The sequence below is a fragment of the Jeotgalibacillus aurantiacus genome (assembly GCF_020595125.1).
Lineage (GTDB): Bacteria > Bacillota > Bacilli > Bacillales > Jeotgalibacillaceae > Jeotgalibacillus > Jeotgalibacillus aurantiacus.
This window is the reverse complement of sequence record NZ_JACNMS010000001.1, coordinates 22695-44778: the sequence shown is the minus strand read 5'-3', so window position 1 is coordinate 44778 and position 22084 is coordinate 22695. Positions and strand designations below refer to the sequence as shown.

20 protein-coding genes are annotated in these 22084 nt (G+C 46.4%); 18 read left to right on the top strand and 2 right to left on the bottom strand.

Annotated features, from left to right (window positions below; genetic code table 11):
- The first annotated feature begins 485 nt into the window (after positions 1-485).
- The 4 genes from uvrB to H7968_RS00240 all read left to right on the top strand — a co-directional run bounded on the left by uvrB (position 486) and on the right by H7968_RS00240 (position 7230).
- Positions 486-2468: an excinuclease ABC subunit UvrB gene (uvrB, locus tag H7968_RS00255; RefSeq protein ID WP_227394252.1), complete on the top strand. Its 1983-nt coding sequence runs from the start codon at positions 486-488 to the stop codon at positions 2466-2468.
- A 7-nt stretch (positions 2469-2475) separates the two neighbouring features.
- Entirely contained in the window at positions 2476-5361 is a 2886-nt protein-coding gene (gene uvrA / locus H7968_RS00250) for an excinuclease ABC subunit UvrA (protein WP_227394251.1), read from the top strand.
- Positions 5362-5584: 223 nt separating this feature from the next.
- A complete protein-coding gene (locus H7968_RS00245) occupies positions 5585-6826 on the top strand; it encodes a DUF4097 family beta strand repeat-containing protein (RefSeq protein ID WP_227394250.1) in 1242 nt (413 codons plus the stop codon).
- Between the two features lie 152 nt (positions 6827-6978).
- Positions 6979-7230: a hypothetical protein gene (locus H7968_RS00240; protein WP_227394249.1), complete on the top strand. Its 252-nt coding sequence runs from the start codon at positions 6979-6981 to the stop codon at positions 7228-7230.
- An 877-nt stretch (positions 7231-8107) separates the two neighbouring features.
- Here H7968_RS00240 and H7968_RS00235 read toward each other — a convergent pair.
- A complete protein-coding gene (locus H7968_RS00235; RefSeq protein ID WP_227394248.1) occupies positions 8108-8767 on the bottom strand; it encodes an N-acetylmuramoyl-L-alanine amidase in 660 nt (219 codons plus the stop codon).
- Positions 8768-8928: 161 nt separating this feature from the next.
- On the opposite strand from H7968_RS00235, the gene hprK reads away from it, so the two are divergent.
- The 5 genes from hprK to H7968_RS00210 are packed head-to-tail and all read left to right on the top strand — an operon-like array spanning position 8929 to position 12809.
- Complete coding sequence (hprK, locus tag H7968_RS00230) at positions 8929-9864, top strand: HPr(Ser) kinase/phosphatase (protein ID WP_227394247.1); 936 nt, start codon at positions 8929-8931, stop codon at positions 9862-9864.
- Positions 9865-9875: 11 nt separating this feature from the next.
- The gene (gene lgt, locus H7968_RS00225; protein WP_227394246.1) at positions 9876-10706 is read left to right on the top strand and encodes a prolipoprotein diacylglyceryl transferase; all 831 of its coding nucleotides are present in this window, start codon (positions 9876-9878) and stop codon (positions 10704-10706) included.
- A gap of 12 nt (positions 10707-10718) precedes the next feature.
- Entirely contained in the window at positions 10719-11666 is a 948-nt protein-coding gene (locus H7968_RS00220) for a nucleoside recognition domain-containing protein (protein WP_227394245.1), read from the top strand.
- Entirely contained in the window at positions 11653-12303 is a 651-nt protein-coding gene (gene ppaX, locus H7968_RS00215) for a pyrophosphatase PpaX (protein ID WP_227394244.1), read from the top strand. The genes H7968_RS00220 and ppaX overlap by 14 nt, the downstream gene beginning before the upstream one ends.
- Positions 12300-12809, top strand: a complete 510-nt coding sequence (locus H7968_RS00210) for an acyltransferase (protein WP_227394243.1) — start codon at positions 12300-12302, stop codon at positions 12807-12809. The genes ppaX and H7968_RS00210 overlap by 4 nt, the downstream gene beginning before the upstream one ends.
- Before the next feature lie 17 nt (positions 12810-12826).
- Here H7968_RS00210 and H7968_RS00205 read toward each other — a convergent pair whose 3' ends face one another.
- The gene (locus tag H7968_RS00205) at positions 12827-13420 is read right to left on the bottom strand and encodes a biotin transporter BioY (RefSeq protein ID WP_227394242.1); all 594 of its coding nucleotides are present in this window, start codon (positions 13418-13420) and stop codon (positions 12827-12829) included.
- 594 nt (positions 13421-14014) lie between these two features.
- Between H7968_RS00205 and H7968_RS00200 the strand changes: the two genes are divergently transcribed.
- From H7968_RS00200 to hisIE, 9 genes are all read left to right on the top strand, one after another.
- Positions 14015-14791 (top strand): SurA N-terminal domain-containing protein, encoded by a 777-nt coding sequence (locus tag H7968_RS00200; protein WP_227394241.1) that lies wholly within the window; start codon positions 14015-14017, stop codon positions 14789-14791.
- 642 nt (positions 14792-15433) lie between these two features.
- Positions 15434-16612 carry an ATP phosphoribosyltransferase regulatory subunit gene (locus tag H7968_RS00195; RefSeq protein ID WP_227395058.1) on the top strand — a complete coding sequence of 393 codons (1179 nt, stop codon included), beginning with the start codon at positions 15434-15436 and terminating at the stop codon, positions 16610-16612.
- Positions 16609-17244 (top strand): ATP phosphoribosyltransferase, encoded by a 636-nt coding sequence (hisG, locus tag H7968_RS00190; RefSeq protein WP_134375834.1) that lies wholly within the window; start codon positions 16609-16611, stop codon positions 17242-17244. Before H7968_RS00195 ends, hisG begins: the two co-directional genes overlap by 4 nt.
- 29 nt (positions 17245-17273) lie before the next feature.
- Positions 17274-18551 carry a histidinol dehydrogenase gene (gene hisD, locus H7968_RS00185; protein ID WP_227394240.1) on the top strand — a complete coding sequence of 426 codons (1278 nt, stop codon included), beginning with the start codon at positions 17274-17276 and terminating at the stop codon, positions 18549-18551.
- A gap of 20 nt (positions 18552-18571) precedes the next feature.
- Positions 18572-19165, top strand: coding sequence for an imidazoleglycerol-phosphate dehydratase HisB (gene hisB, locus H7968_RS00180; RefSeq protein ID WP_227394239.1), 594 nt, complete (start codon positions 18572-18574; stop codon positions 19163-19165).
- Positions 19166-19801, top strand: a complete 636-nt coding sequence (hisH, locus tag H7968_RS00175) for an imidazole glycerol phosphate synthase subunit HisH (protein ID WP_227394238.1) — start codon at positions 19166-19168, stop codon at positions 19799-19801. It abuts the gene before it with no gap.
- Entirely contained in the window at positions 19798-20526 is a 729-nt protein-coding gene (gene hisA, locus H7968_RS00170) for a 1-(5-phosphoribosyl)-5-[(5-phosphoribosylamino)methylideneamino]imidazole-4-carboxamide isomerase (protein WP_227394237.1), read from the top strand. Before hisH ends, hisA begins: the two co-directional genes overlap by 4 nt.
- Positions 20526-21284, top strand: a complete 759-nt coding sequence (hisF, locus tag H7968_RS00165) for an imidazole glycerol phosphate synthase subunit HisF (RefSeq protein WP_227394236.1) — start codon at positions 20526-20528, stop codon at positions 21282-21284. The genes hisA and hisF overlap by 1 nt, the downstream gene beginning before the upstream one ends.
- Positions 21281-21919, top strand: coding sequence for a bifunctional phosphoribosyl-AMP cyclohydrolase/phosphoribosyl-ATP diphosphatase HisIE (gene hisIE / locus H7968_RS00160; protein WP_406566334.1), 639 nt, complete (start codon positions 21281-21283; stop codon positions 21917-21919). Before hisF ends, hisIE begins: the two co-directional genes overlap by 4 nt.
- The last annotated feature ends 165 nt before the right edge of the window (positions 21920-22084 follow it).

The window sequence follows — 22084 nt, the reverse complement described above, 5'->3', positions numbered from 1 at the left end:
CTGATTTAGCTTATATTAGCACCACAAAACCCGCGAAACAAGGGATAAAGGGTTAATTTTGTTTAAATGGGTGGCCTGATGGCAAGATTTAGTGAAACAGCGCTAAAGTATGTGTGCTTTTATGTTTTTCTGATTTCGAAATTTAGTAAATATCAATTCCTGAATTTTTTCTATAAATATATTTGGGAAAGAAACTATTTAAGGCCCGTCCTCATCCGCAGACTCCTGTGGCGGAAAGGGACAGGTGAAACCGATGTGCGAAGCACAGTGGGTTCACCGCCCGGCCACGGAAAGCGGAGGATGAGGACGGGCCGGGTTTGTAAAAGATCAAACATACGTTCCCTTTTTACTATCTTTTCTATATCCCACTATGCTAAACTTGAATGAGACAACAAATTTGAATTTTCCCCTGTTTCATTTCATGATAAAGGGTATGAATAGATAGAAGAGTTATTTTTGCATTTACAACAGGAGGCGTTTTTATTATGGTGCAGTCATTTGACCTTCAGTCATCTTACAAACCTGCGGGCGATCAGCCTGTAGCAATCAAAAAACTGGTAGAAGGTGTGGAAAAAAAGACACGCCATCAGACATTACTTGGGGCTACCGGTACAGGAAAAACCTTTACCATCTCAAATGTCATTCAGGAAGTAAAAAAACCGACGCTGGTCATTGCCCATAATAAAACGCTGGCAGGACAGCTATACAGTGAATTTAAAGAGTTCTTTCCAAACAATGCTGTAGAATATTTCGTCAGCTATTATGATTACTATCAGCCTGAGGCATATGTACCTCAGACCGATACTTTTATAGAAAAAGATGCAAGTATTAATGATGAAATCGATAAGCTCCGTCACTCGGCAACTTCCGCTTTATTTGAACGGGATGACGTCATCATTATCTCATCAGTTTCCTGTATTTACGGCCTCGGTTCTCCGGAAGAATATAAGGAGCTGGTTGTTTCACTGAGAGTCGGTATGGAGATAGAACGGAATCAACTGCTGAGAAGGCTCGTTGACATTCAGTATGAGCGGAATGACATTGCCTTTACCCGGGGGACTTTCCGTGTCCGTGGGGATGTAGTGGAAATTTTCCCTGCTAAAAATGATGAGCACTGTATCCGTGTGGAGTTTTTCGGAGATGAAATTGACCGGATACGCATGGTGGATGCACTGACTGGCGAGATTTTGGGTGACCGTGATCATGTTGCGATTTTCCCGGCTTCCCACTTTGTTACGCGTGAAGAAAAGATGAGAATTGCCATTGAAAACATCGAGAAAGAGCTTGAAGAGCAGCTGAAGGTTCTGAGAGAGGAAGATAAGCTTTTGGAAGCGCAGCGTCTCGAGCAGCGTACACGTTACGATCTTGAAATGATGAGAGAGATGGGGTTCTGTTCAGGCATTGAAAACTATTCCCGTCACCTGACATTACGGGAAGCAGGCGCAACACCTTATACGCTGCTTGATTATTTTCCGGATGATTTCCTGCTTGTCATTGATGAGTCGCATGTGACACTCCCACAGATCCGCGGCATGTTTAACGGTGACCAGGCGCGTAAAAAAGTGCTGGTGGATCACGGTTTCCGTCTACCGTCTGCGATGGATAACCGTCCTTTGCGTTTCGAAGAGTTTGAAAAGCATGTCAGCCGTGCGATTTATGTTTCAGCTACACCGGGTCCTTATGAGCTTGAACATACAAATGAAATGGTTGAACAGATTATCCGTCCGACGGGTCTGCTGGATCCGACCATTGAGGTACGTCCGAGTGAAGGACAAATTGATGATCTGCTCGGTGAAATCCAGGAGCGGATCGCGAAAAATGAACGGACACTCGTAACCACCCTGACGAAGAAGATGTCTGAAGATCTGACTGATTACCTGAAGGAAATCGGGATTAAGGTGCAGTATCTGCATTCTGAAATTAAAACGCTTGAACGGATTGAAATCATCCGTGACCTGCGTGTAGGTAAATATGATGTCCTGATTGGGATCAACCTCTTAAGGGAAGGATTGGATATTCCTGAGGTATCCCTCATTACCATTCTGGATGCCGATAAAGAAGGCTTTCTGCGCTCAGACCGTTCACTGATCCAGACGATTGGCCGTGCAGCGCGTAACTCAAATGGACATGTCATTATGTATGCTGATAAAATCACCGATTCCATGCAGCGGGCACTTGATGAAACGGCAAGGCGTCGTGAAAAGCAGATTGCTTATAATGAAGAACACGGCATTACACCGGTAACCATTAATAAAGCGATCCGTGATGTCATCCGTGCAACCCATGCTGCCGAGGAAGCCGAAGAGTATGTGTCACCGGCAGAGAAAATGAAGAAGCTGTCCAAGCCTGAACGGGCAAAAGTCATTGAGTCTATGGAAATCGAAATGAAGGAAGCAGCAAGGGCGCTTGACTTCGAAAAGGCTGCAGAGCTTCGTGATCTCATTTTAGAATTGAAAGCGGAAGGATGACCAGAACATGGTGAAAGACCATATTACGATACAGGGTGCCAGAGCCCATAACCTTAAAAATATTGATATCAAAATCCCAAGGGATAAGCTTGTCGTCATGACAGGCTTATCCGGCTCGGGGAAATCGTCGCTTGCTTTTGACACGATTTATGCAGAAGGGCAGCGCCGATACGTGGAATCACTTTCGGCTTATGCAAGACAGTTTCTTGGACAGATGGATAAACCGGATGTAGATACGATCGAAGGACTTTCACCGGCGATTTCCATTGACCAGAAAACGACGAGCCGAAACCCGCGTTCCACAGTTGGAACCGTAACCGAGATTTATGATTATCTGCGTCTGTTATTTGCACGGATTGGCAGACCGTTCTGTCCGGACCACGGTATTGAAATCACATCTCAGACGATTGAACAGATGGTGGACCGCATTTTTGAATATCCTGAAAGAACCAAGCTTCAGGTGCTTGCACCACTCGTTTCAGGACGTAAAGGGACGCATGCGAAAGTACTGGAAGATATTAAGAAGCAGGGGTACGTACGCGTCCGTGTAAACGGGGAAATGCGTGATATTAGCGAAGAGTTCGATCTGGATAAAAATAAAAAACATACGATTGAAGTGATTATTGACCGCATCGTTGTCAAAGAGGGATCTGAATCCCGACTCGCTGATTCACTGGAAACCGCGCTTCGACTTGCAGATGGGAATGTGATTGTAGACATTATCGGGGAAGAGGAAATTAAATTTAATGAGCATCACGCCTGTCCGGTCTGCGGTTTTTCAATTGATGAACTTGAGCCGCGTATGTTCTCGTTCAACTCGCCGTTTGGGGCATGTCCGGACTGTGATGGACTCGGTACAAAGCTTGAGGTGGATCTCGATCTAGTGATTCCTGATTGGAGCCGCACGCTGAAAGAGCATGCGATCGCTCCGTGGGAACCGACCAGCTCCAATTATTATCCTTCAATGCTTGAAGCTGTATGTAAGCATTACGATATTGATATGACTATTCCGGTTAAAAAGATCCCGAAAAAGAAAATGGATAAAATCCTCTACGGGTCAGGAAAAGATAAAATTTATTTCCGCTATGAAAATGATTTTGGTCAGGTAAGAGAAAACAATATTATTTTTGAAGGCGTACTGCCGAACGTGGAGCGCCGTTACAAGGAAACGAGCTCGGAATATATTCGTGAGCAGATGCAAAAGTACATGGCGCAGCAAAACTGTCCTTCCTGTGAGGGTCACCGCCTGAAGCGTGAGAGTCTTGCTGTAAAAGTGAACGATCTGCACATCGGACATGTCACCGCCTTTTCTATTGAAGAAGCGAGATCATTCTTCAGTGGTCTTTCCTTAACGGAAAAAGAAATGCAGATCGCACGCCTGATTATGCGTGAGATTAATGAGCGTTTAAGCTTTCTCGTAAATGTCGGACTTGACTATTTAACGTTAAGCCGTGCAGCAGGAACGCTGTCTGGCGGGGAAGCGCAGCGGATCAGACTGGCTACACAGATCGGGTCCCAGCTGACAGGCGTTCTTTACATTCTGGATGAGCCTTCCATCGGTCTGCATCAGCGTGATAACGACCGTCTGATCAGCACGCTGAAAAACATGCGTGACATAGGGAATACACTCATTGTTGTTGAGCATGATGAAGATACGATGGTAGCTGCCGATTATCTGATAGATATCGGACCTGGTGCCGGTGTCCATGGTGGAGAGGTTGTGGCCGCAGGTACACCTGAAGAAGTGATGAAAAATAAAAAATCGCTGACAGGCCAGTATTTATCCGGTGAGAAGTTTATTCCGCTGCCTGCTGAACGAAGAAAGCCTGCAGCGAAAAGAATGCTTGAAATTACCGGTGCTAAACAGAACAACCTGAAGGATATAAACGTGAAGATTCCACTTGGTCTGTTCACATCTGTAACAGGTGTTTCCGGTTCAGGGAAGAGTACGCTGATCAATAGCATTCTCCATAAATCGCTGGCCCAGAAGCTTCATAAATCTAAGGTGAAGCCGGGGGAGCATAAATCGATTAAAGGGGTTAATCATTTAGATAAAGTCATTGATATCGATCAGTCTCCAATTGGACGCACGCCGCGTTCAAATCCAGCGACTTATACGGGCGTATTCGATGATATTCGTGACGTGTTTGCCACAACGAACGAAGCAAAGGTCCGTGGGTACAAAAAAGGACGTTTCAGCTTTAATGTCAAAGGCGGAAGATGTGAAGCGTGCCGCGGAGACGGAATTATCAAAATTGAAATGCACTTCCTGCCTGATGTATACGTTCCTTGTGAGGTTTGTCACGGAAAACGGTATAACAGAGAGACGCTTGAAGTAAAATACAAGGGCAAAAATATTGCGGATGTGCTGGAGATGACGGTGGAGGATGGACTGAAGTTCTTCGAAAATATTCCGAAGATCAGCCGTAAGCTTCAGACGATTGTGGATGTTGGTCTTGGTTATATTACACTTGGTCAGCCTGCTACGACTTTATCCGGAGGGGAAGCCCAGCGTGTAAAGCTGGCCTCCGAATTGCACCGCCGTTCAACGGGACGTTCCCTTTATATTCTCGATGAACCGACAACGGGGCTGCACGTGGATGACATTTCCCGTCTATTGACTGTTTTACAGCGCCTTGTAGAAAACGGTGACTCAGTTCTGGTGATCGAGCATAATCTGGATGTCATTAAAGCATCTGATTATATTATTGATCTCGGTCCGGAAGGTGGCGACCGTGGTGGAACCATACTTGCCACAGGAACACCTGAAGATATTGCACAAGTGAAGGAATCCTACACAGGCAGTTATTTGAAGCCTGTACTGGAGCGGGATAGAAGCCGGATGGATGAACGGATGGCGAAGCGAACAGGTGAAGCAGTCACCTCATCGTAAAAATAAGCCCGCAGAATGATGGGCCACTCAGTCTTCAGACCGGTGGCCCATTTGTTTTCTTTTGCCATACTAGGGATGAAGCCAACGCAGTGATCCAACCCCCTGAAATGTGCCATGCTGATAAAAAATGAAACCTTTCGTTGGGCTGCTGCGTATAATCAGTCAGAGACCGTTCCACACAGTTGTTATGGCAATTTCAAACACAAGGAGAGTGTCAAATACGATGGAAAACGAACGTAAACGCATTTTAAGTATGGTTGAAAAAGGCACGATTACAGCATCAGAGGCATTAACTCTTTTAGAAGCACTGGAAAAAGAGCCGAAGAAAGAGTCATCGTCTTCATACAGCACACAGGAAGAATCGAAAACGTCCGGCCAAACGCATCAGAAATCCGGATCCTCTTATTCTGAACCTCATCAGGAGCAGAAGCGGTCTAAGAAAACCGACTTCCCATTTAACTTTGAGGATCTGTTCGGCGGTTCGAAAATGAGTGGGAGTAAATCAAGCGCTGAGAAAACGAAGAAATCAGTGAATCAGTCTACTGAGAAACTGATGGATTTTGTTCAGACTGCTTTCGACAAAGTCAAAGGGATGGATCTTGAATTCAATATGGGTCCTTCACTCGAGTTCAAGCATGTGTTTGAATCTGAAAACACGGAGCTGCTCGATATTGAGGTCAGCATTGCAAATGGTAAAGTGACGATCCGTCCGTGGGATGAGGATTTTGTCCGCGCAGAATGTGAGGTGAAGGTGTACCGTTCAGAGGATCAGCAAAAAGCGGTGAATCAGCTGAAGGAGCAGGTTGTATTTGAGACGAAATTCAAAAAGCTCCGCTATTTATCGGATCTGAAAATGATCAAGCTTGATACAGTGTTGTATGTGCCAAAAGCGAACTATGACCGCTGGGATATCCGTCTGTTTAACGGGAAATTCCACGGTGATGGCGGGAATGTTAATAAAGTGAAGGTGAAAACCGCTAACGGAAAAATTGAGCTGTCCAATATGCTGGTAGAAAAAGCGGAGCTTGAAACAGCCAATGGCGGTATTGAAGTCACGAACGCACGTGCAGACTACATTGATGTGGATTCTGTGAATGGCAAGGTGGTTCTTGAAGGAGCGATTGATGCTGTTGATGCGCAGTCGGTAAATGGAAAGATCAGCGTAACAACGACAAGCACAACCGCCCGTAAAATCGATGCTTCCACGCTTGCAGGAGCGATTGAAATTACGGTTCCGGATGAGCTTTCTCTTGATGGTACATTAAAATCAAACTTCGGGAAATTCCATGTAGACTTTAATGATATGGACCATGTGGAAGAACGTGAAGAAATGATGCAGCGTAAGTTACATTTCACACGTAATCGGGAACATGCATCGAAATTACTGCTTGAAGCCGATGCTAAAACCGGCACGATCAGCATACATTCATCTAAAGGGAAAAATGAAACCAAATCAGACGTTTAAACGTCTAATAAGATGACCAGGTTTAACAGCGTAACAGCCCCTCCGTTTTCGTCCCCCCAGACTGACGGAGGGGCTTTTTCTATTTTAAGAAATGTTTTTTATGAGGCCTAAGATGGTATAGTAAGATTAATTACATAAGGCAGGTGATCGGGGTGGAAACGTTTATTAAAAGAATCATGTGGTTCGGGTTCGGAACGGTAGGAGCTTCTATGCTTGGAATAGGCGTACTGTTTACAGTGCTGGCTCTTTTCACATGGAATACGGATATCATCGGGTTTTTTAAATGGATCCTGCTGATTTTTTATTGGGCAGTAGGCGGTATCGGTCTGCTTGGTGCTCTTGGGATTCTGGCAGTAGGGTTAAAGCTGAGGTTTTCGTCCTCCAGTAAAGAAACCGTGGCATAAAAAAAGGGATCAAACTCAACATTGAGTTTGATCCCTTTTTTTATGTGACACTTCATGAAATGCTACGCACTATTTAGTGAATGTAAGGTTTATCAAATTACTGTTAAAAGCCGTGAATTTTCTGTCGTAACGACAACGCTTTCTGTTGATCGCCAGGCTGTTTATGTCGCCTCCCTTTAAAACAAGCGAGGCCTTGTCGTAAGAGCGCGCGGTCTTGTCATAAGCTTCAGTTTTAATGTTGATCGCGAGCAGATTTCTGTTGATAGAAGGAAAGAATGTGTTGTAAGAGCGGTATGAATTGTCGAAAAGAACTCGCGCTGCTCGCGTGACAAACAGAAGGTGTTTTGTTTATGGGTTGTGGACCGAATTGTTGATCGCTGAGTCATTTCTGTTGAAAGCACTTGGCTTTCTGTCGACCGCCAGGCTGTTTATGTCGACTCCCTTTAAAACAAGCGCGATCTTGTCGTAAGCTTCAGCTTTAATGTTGATCGCGAGCAGATTTCTGTCGCTAGAAGCAGCGAATGTGTTGTAAGAGCGGTATGAATTGTAGAAAAGAGATTGCGCTGCTCGCGTGACAAACAGAAGGTGTTTTGTTTTGGGGTTGTGGACCGAATTGTTGATCGTTGAGTCATTTCTGTTGAAAGCGCTCGGCTTTCTGTCGACCGCCAGGCTGTTTATGTCGACTCCCTTTAAAACAAGCGCGATCTTGTCGCAAGCTTCAGTTTTAATGGTGATCGCGAGCAGATTTCTGTCGCTAGAAGCATCGAATGTGTTGTAAGAGCGGTATGAATTGTCGAAAAGAGATTGTACTGCTCGCGTTCCGACAATTCATGAAGAGTGCATCATTCAAGCAAACCGCTTGTGAGACATTGAGAGGTCATTTCTCCATAATCATTGCATCAAACCCAGCATTCTTCAAAGCTTGTGCCTGCTTTTTCGCATTTTCAATCGAGCTGAATGCACCTGTCTGGACGAGATACAGTGTTTTTTTGACACCGATAAAGGTAAGGATAGCGGCTGCGATGGTGTGACCGCAGAGGGTCCGGTAATCCTCACTGGCCAGGAGCTTTTTTTCTTCTCTATTGGTCATAAAGCCGCATTCAATTAACACCGCAGGCATGACGGTTTCTCTCAGAACGTGAAAATTTGCCGTTTTGATGCCGCGGTCTTTACGCCGTGTCTCTTTAATGAGTGAGTAGTGAACGGCTTCTGCAAGAGACCTTGACTGCGAGTCGTTTTTTGAGTGGATATACGTTTCGATCCCGTGGACGTCATTCCAGTTTCCTGATCCATAAGCATTGGCGTGAATAGAGATAAACAGCGCTGCTTTTTCGCGATTGGCCAGGTCTGTCCGCTCTTTTAATGGAACGTCCCGGTCATCGCGATGCGTCAAGATGGTTCGTATTCCTTGTGATTCGAGCTTCTTTCTTGCAGCCTGGCAGACAGCCCGGTTAAAGGCAAACTCTCTCATCCCATCCGGACTTCTTTTACCCGGTGTGTTGTAGCTGTGACCTGCATCAAGAACAATCGTTGCCATAGAGTTCCTCCTCGTCAATCAAGTTGCATCATGAAAAAGATCGTATGACGAGTGGAAATCAGACACCTTTTCACAGGATGTTTCGGTCATCTAATCTAGTGAATCAATTTTCAAAGTGCTACAATAGACAGTATGTGAGAAAACATGCAAGGAGGCTTCTTATGCCAAAGGTAACGACGAATGATATTATTGAAAAATTTGGTCTGGAGCTCGTCAGTGGGGAAGAAGGGATTCACCGTCCTGTAACGACGAGTGATATTTCAAGACCCGGACTCGAGATGGCGGGTTATTTCAGCTATTATCCGGCTGAGCGGATTCAGCTGCTTGGACGAACGGAAATGTCTTTTTATGAGCTTCTTTCGACTGATGAAAAGAAGGATCGGATGGGCCAGCTCTGTACGGACAATACACCGGGGATTATTTTATCCCGCGATATAGAGGTTCCGGCTGAGTTAATTGAAGCTTCTGAACGTAATCAGGTGCCTGTGATGAAGACGCCTGTGAAGACAACGCGGTTCTCAAGCCGTCTGACAAATTTCCTTGAAAGTAAGCTTGCGCCATCCACTGCCCTGCATGGTGTGCTGGTTGATATTTATGGAGTCGGTGTACTGATCACAGGGAAGAGCGGTGTCGGTAAAAGTGAAACCGCACTCGAGCTCGTCAAGCGTGGTCACCGACTTGTAGCGGATGATAGCGTGGAGATTCGTCAGGAGGATACAGATACGCTGATCGGTTCTTCACCTGAGTTGATTGAGCATTTGCTTGAAATCCGCGGACTCGGCATCATCAATGTGATGACGTTGTTTGGTGCGGGTGCTGTCCGCAGCCATAAGCGGGTGACGCTGGTGATTGATCTTGAAATCTGGGATAAGACGAAGCAGTACGATCGTCTTGGTCTGGATGAAGAGACGATGAGAATTATCGATACAGACGTCACGAAAATTACGCTGCCGGTTCGTCCCGGACGAAACCTGGCCGTTATCATTGAAGTCGCTGCGATGAATTTCCGTTTGAAGCGGATGGGAATGAATGCGGCTGAGCAATTCTCAAACCGATTAAATGACATCATTGTAGATGGAGATCATGACGATATTTAGGAGGAAATCAGATGCTTTTTACTGCACAGCCCATTGATCCGGTTGCGTTCAGTATCGGCCCATTAAGTGTTGCCTGGTATGGACTGATTATCGGAACGGGGATTGTTCTTGGATATATACTTGCTAATCGCGAGGCGGATCGCCTTGGTATGCCAAAAGATATGTTTGCTGACCTGCTAATCTGGGCCGTTCCGATTGCGATCATTTCAGCGCGGATTTATTATGTTGCGTTTCAGTGGGATTTTTATTCCCAGAATCCAGGTGCGATTATTCAAATCTGGAATGGCGGGATTGCGATTCACGGAGCGCTGATCGGTTCGATTGCAACCGGTATTGTTTACGCGAAAATCAAAGGATTATCCTTTTGGAAAATCGTTGATATTGCCGCGCCTAGTATCATTTTGGGCCAGCTGCTTGGGCGCTGGGGGAACTTTATCAACCAGGAGGCCCACGGTGGTGAAGTATCCCGCAGCTTTCTGGAGGGTCTTTTTATCCCCGACTGGATTATTAATCAGATGTATATCGAGATTGACGGGACGTTTGCTTATTATCATCCGACGTTTCTGTATGAATCTTTATGGAGTCTCGTAGGTTTTGTTCTGCTGCTTGCTCTTAGAAAAGTAAATCCGTTACGCGGTGAAATTTTCTTATTTTATGTGATCTGGTATTCGATTGGCCGGGCCTTTATTGAAGGGCTCAGAACAGACAGCTTAATGCTGACGGAAACGATCCGTATTGCACAGGCGTTATCCTTTGCGCTGATTGTCATTGCACTGGCAATTCTTCTTTACCGCCGTTTCGGTAAAGGCATTACGACCCGTTACGCAGATAAGCAAAATTAGGTGGCGGTATACATGACGAAAAAGACGTGGCTTGACGGACTAAAAGCAGGGCTTCAGACGACGTGGACACTCGGAAAAGTCATTTTTCCGATCACGTTTTTGATCACAGTTCTGCAATTTACGCCGGTTCTGCCATTTATCACAGACTTAATTGCGCCGTTTATGGGATTGTTCGGACTGAGCGGGGAGGCCGCGGTTCCGCTCGTTTTAGGGAATCTGCTGAATCTTTATGCCGGGATTGCCGGAATTCTTTCACTGGAAATGACGGTAAAAGAAGTGTTTATTATTGCTGTTATGCTGTCATTTTCACATAATCTGCTCATTGAGACCGGCGTGGCGCTAAAGGTTGGGGTAAAGCTTTGGGTGGTTTTACTCGTGCGTCTCGGGCTTGCCTTTACATCTGCGATTATTATTAATCTCGTCTGGCAGGGCGGCTCTGACATTGCGCAGTATGGCATGGTGCCGCCTGGTGATCCGGATGTCAGCGGCTGGGGAAGCATTTTACTGCTTGGACTGGAGAAAGCGGCATTTGGTATTCTTCAGCTCGCATTGATCGTTATTCCACTGATGATTGTCATTCAGATTATGCGTGATTTAAAATGGCTGGACGTTTTTTCTAAATGGATGGCACCGGTCACAAGAGGACTTGGAATGAAAGAGAATACGTCTATGACCCTTGTAGCCGGGCTGACGATCGGACTTGCATACGGTGCAGGCGTCATGATTAAGGCAGTAAAAGAGGATGGGGTCAGTAAAAAGGATGCAACACTTGCCTTCATTTTCCTCGTCGCCTGTCACGCGATCGTAGAGGATACGCTGATTTTTATTCCACTCGGCATTCCGATCTTACCGCTTGTGATCATCCGTGTGACAACAGCTGTATTATTGACGATCATTGTGGCAACAATATGGAACCGATACGAAGCAAAAGTGAGGGAACCGCAATATGAGCAAAATTGATACTGTATTATTTGATCTGGACGGAACGCTAATCAACACAAACGATTTAATCATTTCGTCTTTTCTCCATGTCATGGATCATTATTATCCAGGTGAGTATGGGAAAGAGGACGTGCTGAAATTTATGGGACCGCCGCTGTTTGATTCGTTCAATGCGCTGAATCCTGAAAAAACTGAAGAGATGATGGCTTTTTACCGTGAATATAATCTGCGGATGCACGACGAGCTCGTCACAGGGTTTGAGGGTGTTGAGCAGACGGTCAAAGCGCTTCATGACAAAGGAATTAAACTTGCGATCGTTTCGACCAAGCGAAATGACGTAGTGCATAAAGGCTTAAAACTGATGAAGCTCGATCCGTATTTTGATGTGGTCATTGGTCTTGATGATGTGGAGCATGCCAAGCCGCATCCGGAGCCGCTTGAAAAAGCACTGACTCTGCTTGGATCAAAGCCTGAGCAAGCGATTATGGTTGGAGATAATCATCACGATATTGAAGGCGGGCAAAATGCAGGTACGAAAACAGCCGCCGTTGCCTGGTCAGCAAAAGGAAGAGAATATCTTCTTCAATTCAATCCTGACTATATGCTTGAAACCATGAGTGATTTAGAGGAAATTGTGCTGGAGTCCGGCGAATGAGACGGACGGATCGATATCCTGTAGAGGGTTCGAACTCTTTGTGGCAGCTGTACAAAACGGTTCCCTTTGTAAAAGTGGCATGGAACTTTGCCATCTTGCAGACAGCCAGATACACACCTTTTTTTCGGGTGAAAAACTGGATGTACCGCACACTGTTGCGGATGGAAGTCGGTGAGAAGACGGCATTCGCTCTCATGGTCATGCCGGATATCCTTTTCCCGGAGAAAATTAAAGTCGGTCGTAATACAGTAATCGGCTACAATACAACCATTCTGGCTCATGAATATCTGGTGAGTGAGTATCGGCTGGGGATCGTAGAAATTGGCGATAACGTGATGGTTGGAGCTAACTCCACGATTTTACCAGGTGTGAAGATTGGAGATGGTGCGGTGGTGTCTGCAGCAACGCTTGTCCATCGCGACGTTCCAGCCGGTGCATTCGCCGGAGGGAATCCAATGCAGATTATCAGGATGCCTGATGAATCAAAAAAAGAGCCCGGAAAATAAATTTTCCGGGCTCTTTTTTATGCGCTCGCCTGTGTTTTAGCAGGTACACGTGTATGTGGGAAGGCTTGCAGTACTTTCACAGATACAATCGCAGCCACTACTGCTAAAATGATGTCCTTTGGAATCGTTGGCAGCATCCATGCCCATGCGATGGCATATGAGAAGCCGTCCGGTGCGTTGAACCAGAGTTTATAAGCCATATACATCCAGTTCGTTCCGATAAAATAGTTGATCGCTGTGCCGATCAAGGTTGCTGTTACAAGCATCGCGAACGTTTTTTTCTTTTCGACCATTAATCCAACAACCCACGCGACCACGATATAAGATAAAATAAATCCAAAAGTCGGGCTGATTAATGTACGGAAACCTCCACTCCACTGAGCAAATACAGGCATTCCGGCAAGTCCGATAAGCAGATAAACCACCATTGCCACCGGTCCCCATTTTTTACCTAGCAGCACGCCCGCAAGCAGACAAACCACCGTCTGAAGCGTAACCGGCACATTTCCAATCACAAGAATCGGAACAATCGATGTAATATTTGCCCCAATTGCCATCAGTGCAGCAAATAAAGAAGCCAAAATCATTCCATGAAGCGGTGACTTAACCATATGTATATCCCCTTTGCGTTAATCTAAAATTAGTATAGTAAACTAGATTACTTTAAGTCAACTTAATTTTTATTTAGGTTAACTTAATTCATTTGAATACTCAATTGTATTTGGATTATTTTCTTTATATTTATTTTCATCTACAGTAATAAAAATCACAAAGGGCCGTTGACATCCGGAGACTCCTGTGGCGGAAAGGGTTCACGCCAAGCTGTAGAGTGTATTGCTTGGTTATTAAATTATGTTTGAATCATTTCATAATAAAATTATGAAACGGCCCAACTTATTGATTCACATTTACTCCATTCCAAATTAATAATGTAAGGGTCTTTGACATCCGAAGACTCCTACGGCAGAGAAGCGACAGGTGAGACGGCGTAATGCGGAGCATTAGCCGGCTCACCGCGCGGCCGTGGAAAGCGAAGGATGTCAAAGACCCGGTTTAGTCAACTACATCCCACTCAATGTGTAACAAAACGATTTCAATTATATTATAGAAGGGTTATGGGTTTGCTTTTTTTGGATTCTCATGTACAATGCACAATAGGCTTAAAAAATAGAGAAATACACATTCCGGAAGGAGTTTTTTTCAACATGAATTTCAAAAAAGTATTATTACCTTTTGCAGCAGGCGCATTGGCACTTGGACTTGCAGCCTGTAGCGAGGATGAAGCAGCAAATAACGAAGAGGCAGCAACAGAAGAACAGGCCGGCGGTGAGCAGCAGTCTGCTGAAGAGCAACAGGCTGCACAGGAAGAGATGCAGGCTAAGCTTGACGAACAGAAAGTAGCGGACGATGAAGTCGTTGCGACTGTTAATGGCGAAGAGATTCTGGGTGCTGATTATAATAATGTCCTTCAAAGAACACAAATGCAGTTCCAGATGCAGGGACAGGACCCAACATCTGAAGAAGCTGCAAACCAAATGAAAGAACAGGCACTGAATCTGTTGATTGACCAGACGATTCTTCTGCAAAAAGCAGACGAAGCAGGTCTTGAAGCTTCAGAAGAAGAAATTGATGAAGAATACGCAGCCTTCGCTGAGCAAAATGGCGGAGAAGAGCAGCTGACGACGTCCATTGAAGAGCAGGGTATGACCGTTGAAGAATTACGCGGTCAAATGGCAGAATCAATTAAATTTGAAAAATACATTGACCAGGTGGCACCGGTAGAGGAGCCGACTGATCAAGAGATTCAGGAGTATTATGACCAGGCAACTGCACAGGCAGAGGAAGCGGGTCAGGAAGCACCAGCTCTTGAAGATGTTCGCGATACAATCGTACAAAGCTTGCAGCAGTCTGAGCAGCAGGAGCTTGTAACAGCTCACCTTGAGGAAATTAAGGCAGATGCTGAGATTGAAACGTTGATCTAAATAGATGATGAAGGCAGTTCCTTATGGAGCTGTCTTTTTTATTTTACATGTAAAACTAAAACCGTGGCGGGGACACCCTACGCTTTCCGTGGCCGGGCGGTGAACCCGCCTGCGCTTCGCACACTCGGTTTCACCTGACCCTTTCCGCCACAGGAGTCTACGGATGTCCCCGCCACTAAGTGAGGAGTTTATATCATCATTCACAAGTTGAAAGAGGTGAGGGATTACAAAACCATGCATAATCATGTCGACAGTAATTTAAAAATTGTGTTTAAACATCCTTCGTTCGCGGCTGGTGGTTCGAAATATTTTTGTGAAGTTTCGTAAAATCTTGATGTTCTTTCGCAAGATTTCAATCGAGTTTCACAAGGTTTTCATACCGTTTCTCAAGGTTTTGCCTCTCTTTCGCAAAGTCATGACCTTTGACTCACCCACGCGATCCGTTTTTTCTTCTGAAAATGGCCGTAATCTGGACCCGATTCTCTTGACGCGTGGCCCGGATCCTAGTAAACTACACAATATCTTTACTTTATTAGCATATTAGCGAACTAAAGCGTTTTGTATTCTTTTCGTTTTCCTGAAATGAGATCGGGTATACTTAAAGAATGATGAGATTTCGTGAATGAAAGGGCTGAAACGATGATGTCAAAGCTTTTTATGTTTGAAAAACCAATTGGAATGAGGGATACGTTTCCTCATTTATATAAAATGAAACAAGAGATTCGATCGAAGGTGGAGCAGGAGTTGTCGACGTGGGGTTATGAATTTATGGAGACGCCTGCGCTTGAGTATGATGAAACAGTTGGCGCGGCTTCTGCGATTTTGGATCAGCAGCTTTTTAAATTGCTGGATCAGCAGGGACGTACGCTGGTGCTTCGTCCGGATATGACGGCGCCGATTGCGCGTGTGGCGGCTTCGAAGCTGTTAAAGGATCGCAACCCGCTCCGTCTTGCTTATGCAGCGAATCTGTTCCGTGCCCAGCAGCGTGAGGGTGGGCGTCCGGCTGAGTTTGAGCAGATTGGTGTAGAGCTGATCGGTGATTCAACGGTGAGTGCGGATGCTGAAACGATTGCCCTTTTAGTGTCGGCACTGAAGGCAGCCGGGTTAGAGGATTTTACGATTTCTGTCGGTCATGTCGGCTTCGTACAGGAGCTGTTTTTGCAGATTGTCGGTACGGAGGAGCGTGCAGAACAGCTGCGTAAATATTTGTATGAGAAGAACTATGTTGGCTTCCGTCAGCACGTGGAGTCATTATCTTTATCTTCGATTGATAAACAGCGTCTGCTGAAGCTGCTTCATATTCAGGGTAACGATGGTTCGATTGAAAAAGCGGAGGCTCTTTTAGAAGGCAACGGAGGAAGAGAAGCGCTTCGTGAGCTTGAAGAGTTATGGGACGTGCTGCGTGATTATGGTGTGGACGAGTATGTAAAGATGGATGTGTCGCTTGTCAGCCACATGTCTTATTATACGGGTGTGCTGTTTGAAGTATATGCGGACAATGTCGGCTTCGCGCTTGGAAATGGCGGACGTTACAATAATCTGCTGCGTCAGTTTGGTGCAGAAGTTGGGGCGACGGGATTTGGGATCCGGATGGATTATCTGATGGAAGCCTTAAACACAGAAAAAACTGAAAACCAGCCGGCACTTATTTTATTTTCTGGAGAGCGCCGGAAAGAAGCGGTAGAGCTTGCCGCTGAATACAGACGTGCACAAAAAGCCGTCATCGTTCAGGATGTTAAGGGTGTTTCAAATGTGGACCGCTTTACAGCGGGGTTCAGTGATGTGCATACGTTTATTGGAAAGGCAGGGGATCAGGCATGAAGGAATTAACGATTGCCATGCCAAAAGGGCGTATTTTTGAAGAGGCGGTAGTGATGCTGAAGGAAGCGGGTTACAATTTACCGCCTGAGTTTGATGATTCACGCAAATTAATCATTGAAGTGCCGGAGGAAAATCTGCGCTTTATTTTAGCGAAGCCGATGGATGTTCCAACATATGTGGAGCACGGCGTGGCGGATATTGGCATTGCAGGGAAAGATGTGATGCTTGAAGAAGAGCGTGACGTGTATGAACTGCTTGATTTGAAAATCAGTCACTGTTATCTCGCGGTAGCAGGACTTCCGGATACGAAAATGAATGAAGTAGCGCCCCGGATTGCGACAAAATACCCGAATGTGGCCTCTTCGTATTTCCGCGAGCAGGGGGAACAGGTGGAGATTATTAAGCTGAATGGTTCGATTGAAATTGCACCGATTATCGGGTTGACAGACCGGATTGTGGATATCGTATCAACGGGGCGTACGCTGAAGGAAAACGGGCTGGTTGAATATGAGCATATTGTGGATATTACCTCACGCCTCATCGCGAACCCCGTCAGCTATCGTCTGATGCACGACCGGATCAGTGAAATGACGAGCCGTCTTGAAAAAGTTGTGAACGGTGTGACAGAGTAACCGTTTATCATAGAAAGGATTTGCTAATGATGAGAATCCAGAAGCTGAAAGATCAGAAGATTACACGCCAGTCTCTTGATAACGGAACAGAAGAGCAGCGTAAAGCGGTTCAGGAGATTATTGAACGTGTGAGACAGGAAGGTGATGCAGCCGTCCGCCATTATACACGTTTATTTGATAAAACAGAGTTACAGTCATTGGCTGTAACAGAGGATGAAGTGGACGAAGCGCTTCGTGAGCTGGATGAGGATATACTTGCTGTCCTGCAGGAAGCAGCGAACAATATCCGGTCATTCCACGAACGTCAGGTTCAGCAGTCTTGGATGACCACGCACGAAAACGGCACGATTTTAGGTCAGAAGGTAACCCCTCTTGATGCAGCAGGGATTTATGTGCCGGGTGGTACGGCGGCTTATCCGTCCTCTGTTTTAATGAACGCGATCCCTGCTCAGGTGGCAGGTGTTGGCCGCATTGTGATGGTGACGCCACCAGGAGAAGACGGTAAAGTGCCGGCGGGTGTGTTAGCGGCAGCGCGTCTTTCAGGTGTTCGTGAGATTTATAAAATTGGCGGCGCACAGGCAGTAGCCGCTCTTGCATACGGAACTGAAACGATTCAGCCGGTGGATAAGATTACAGGACCGGGTAATATTTATGTGGCACTTGCGAAACGTGAAGTGTTTGGTATTGTTGATATTGATATGATTGCAGGGCCTAGTGACGTCACGGTGTTAGCTGATGAAACGGCTGTACCGAGAGAGGTGGCGGCAGATCTGCTGTCACAGGCGGAGCACGGTGAGCTTTCTCAGGCGAATCTTGTGACAACGTCTAAAGAACTGGCAGAAGCTGTTCAAAAGGAAGTGGAGCTTCAGCTCGCGGAATTACCGCGTCAGGAAATGGCACGTGTAGCGATTGAAGAACACAGTGCAATCTACATTGCGGATTCACTTGATGAGGCAGTTGAAGCAGTGAATGAGATTGCGCCTGAGCACCTTGAGATTCAGACGGCTAACAGCATGGAACTGGTCGGACAAATCCGCCACGCTGGTGCCATTTTCGTCGGACGTTACAGCTCTGAGCCGATCGGAGATTATTTCGCTGGCCCGAACCATACGCTTCCGACAAGCGGTACAGCGCGTTTTTCAAGTCCGCTTTTAGTAGATGATTTTGTGAAAAAATCGAGCATTATTTTTTACAGTGAAGCCGCTTTTCAGGAAAATGCAGATAAAGTGGCGCGTTTTGCCCGTTTAGAAGGTTTAGAAGCGCATGCACGCGCCGTGGAAGCACGGTATAATGTGAAGAAATATTAATTTGGCTGGGGGAAAATGGAATGAGCAGCAATCGTACAGCATCCATCAAACGTAAAACGAATGAAACGAATATTGCCCTTGAATTTTCAATTGACGGGGAAGGCGTATCAAAGATCCAGACGGACGTCCCGTTTATGACGCATATGCTTGACCTGTTTACAAAGCACGGTCATTTTGATCTGACAGTGGACGGGCGTGGTGACGTCGAAATCGATGGCCACCATACAACTGAAGATATTGGGATTGTGCTTGGTCAGGCTCTTCTTGAGGCTTTAGGAGATAAAAAAGGAATCAAGCGTTACGGTAATGCATTTGTCCCGATGGATGAGGCATTGGCGCAGGTCACAGTGGATTTGAGTAATCGTCCGCACCTTGTGATGAACGCTGATTTCCCGACTGACCGCGTCGGTTCATTTGACGTGGAGCTCGTGCACGAATTTTTATGGAAGCTGGCGATTGAAGCCCGCATGAATCTGCATGTCAACGTACATTATGGTCACAACACGCATCACATGATTGAAGCGGTATTCAAGGCGCTTGGCCGTGCACTTGATGAAGCGACTTCTATCGACCCGCGCGTTAAAGGAGTTCCATCGACGAAAGGAATGTTGTAAATGATCGGCATCGTAGATTATGGTATGGGAAATCTGTTCAGCGTCAGTAAAGCACTGGAGCGGCTGAACGTTCCTTATATCATCAGTGATAAAAAAGAACAGCTGTCTAAAACAGACGGCCTCATTTTACCGGGTGTCGGCGCCTTTCGTGATGCGATGAAGCTCCTGAATGAAACCGGTCTGGCTGATTTCATTAAAGAGCAGGCTGAAGCCGGCAAGCCGATCCTCGGTATTTGTCTCGGCATGCAGCTGCTGTTTGAGGGCAGTGAAGAGAATGGCGTGTTTGAAGGGCTTGGACTATTAAAAGGGAAAGCTGTGCGCTTTTCAGGAGAGTCAAACGGTGAACGCTACAAGGTACCGCACATGGGCTGGAACAAGCTGAAGTTTCATCAGGACTCACCGCTGACTGAAAATGTGGCGGAGGAGCACGTTTATTTCGTGCATTCCTACTATATTGCTGAAGAGGAACGCGAAGCCTTGATTGCATCAAGCGACTATTTTGAAGAAGTGCCGGCTGTTGTCGGTAAGGGTTCAGTTTTCGGTATGCAGTTCCACCCTGAGAAAAGCGGGGACCTTGGTATGGCGCTGTTAAACAACTATACAGAATACGTGAAAAAGACGGAGGTGCGCGCATGAGTTTTACGATCTATCCAGCGATTGATATGAGAAACGGGAAATGTGTCCGCTTAACGCAAGGGGATTATAATCAGGAGACGATCTATGGCGACTCTCCGTTTGATATGGCGAAGCAGTTTGTCGATGAAGGGGCAGAATGGATTCACATGGTGGACCTTGACGGCGCCAAAGACGGCAAGCGGATCAATGATGAATTTGTTGTCCGTGTCGTCAAAGAGCTTCCGGCCCGCGTTCAGGTAGGTGGCGGAATCCGTACTGAAGAAGATGTAAAGCACTACCTTGATCAGGGTGTAGACCGCGTTATCATCGGAAGTCTTGCGGTGACAAATCCTGCCCTCGTTAAAGAGTGGCTGAAAAAATACGGGGACCGCATTGCGATTGGACTTGATGCGAAAGACGGTTACGTGGCAACGCACGGCTGGCTGGAAACATCTGAACTGAAAGCGGTGGATCTGGGGAAAGAGCTGGCTGAAGCCGGCGCAAGCACATTTATTTTTACAGATATCGCAACAGACGGCATGCTGAGTGGACCAAACGTTGATGCTGTTATTGAAATGGCTGAAATGACGGGAGCTCAGGTGATCGCTTCCGGCGGTGTAAGCTCGCTTGAAGACCTGCGCACTCTTCAGGCTGTATCAGGCAGCGGCGTGTCTGGCGCCATCGTAGGGAAGGCGATCTACACGAATAAATTCACAGTCAAGCAGGCTGTTGAGGAGATTTCATAATGCTGACGAAACGAATTATCCCATGTCTTGATGTAAAAGAGGGCCGCGTTGTCAAAGGGATTCAGTTTGTTGAACTGCGTGATGCAGGCGATCCCGTTGAACTGGCACGTGCTTATGATGAACAGGGTGCAGACGAGCTTGTCTTTTTAGATATCTCAGCCTCACACGAAGGACGCAAAACAATGGTCGATGTCGTGCAGAATGTCGCGTCAGAGCTTGCAATTCCATTTACCGTAGGTGGAGGCATTAATGCGCTTGAAGATATGAAGCGGATTCTCCGTGCCGGAGCGGATAAGGTATCACTTAATACTGCCGCTTTACTCAGACCGGAACTGATTCGCGAGGGCGCTGATTATTTCGGTACGCAGTGTATCGTTGTAGCGATTGATGCGAAATGGGATGAGAATGCAGGCACGTGGCGCGTATATACACACGGCGGCCGCAATCCGGTTGATAAATTTGCTGTGGAATGGGCAAAGGAAGCGGAAGCACTTGGTGCAGGAGAAATTCTGCTTACGTCCATGGACAGTGACGGCGGGAAAAAAGGCTTTAACGTGGAGCTGACGAAAGCGGTCAGCGAAGCAGTATCGATTCCGGTCATCGCGTCAGGCGGAGCCGGTGGTGCGGAAGATTTCACTGAAATTTTTAAACAAGGAAAAGCTGATGCTGCCCTAGCCGCATCGATTTTCCATTACGAAGAAACGAGTGTGAAGGAAGTTAAAGCACACTTGAGATCAGAGGGAGTGAATGTTCGATGAGTTTGAATACAGGAAGCATTCGCTTCGATGAAAAAGGATTAATTCCAGCAGTTGTTCAGGATGCCGATTCAGGCGAGGTTCTGACGGTTGCCTATATGAACGAAGAATCACTGCAAAAATCAATCGAGTCCGGCGAAACGTGGTTTTACAGCCGCTCACGCCAGGAGCTTTGGCATAAAGGAGCGACAAGCGGCAATACACAAAAGATCGTGGACATGACGCTTGACTGTGACGGCGATTCACTCGTTGTCCGCGTGAAACCTGCAGGACCGGCATGTCACACAGGGGAGCGCTCCTGCTTCAATGAAAAAATCTACACCTCTGAAACAGAAAAAGCAGGCGGTACAAGTATTCTAGATACGCTGGAAACACTCATTAAAGAGCGTTTCGAAGAGCGTCCTGAAGGTGCTTACACGACGTATCTGTTCACAGAAGGCGTGGATAAAATCCTGAAAAAGGTCGGCGAAGAGGCCTCTGAGGTCATCATCGCCGCTAAAAACCGTGATAAAGAAGAGCTGAAGTGGGAAACCGCTGACCTGCTTTATCACACACTCGTGCTGCTGCGAGAACAGGATCTTCCACTGTCAGATGTCATGAGCGTGTTGGAAGAACGACACAACAGACCGAAGAAATGATGAAGTGCCCTCCAATGTTGATTGGGGGGTATTTTTTTGGTCATGGTTAAAGCCGGGGCGAGGGGCATCCTCCGCTTTCCGTGGCCGGGCGGTGAACCCCTTGTGCTTCGCACAATGGTTTCACCTGTCCCTTTCCGCCACAGGAGTCTACGGATGCCCCTCACC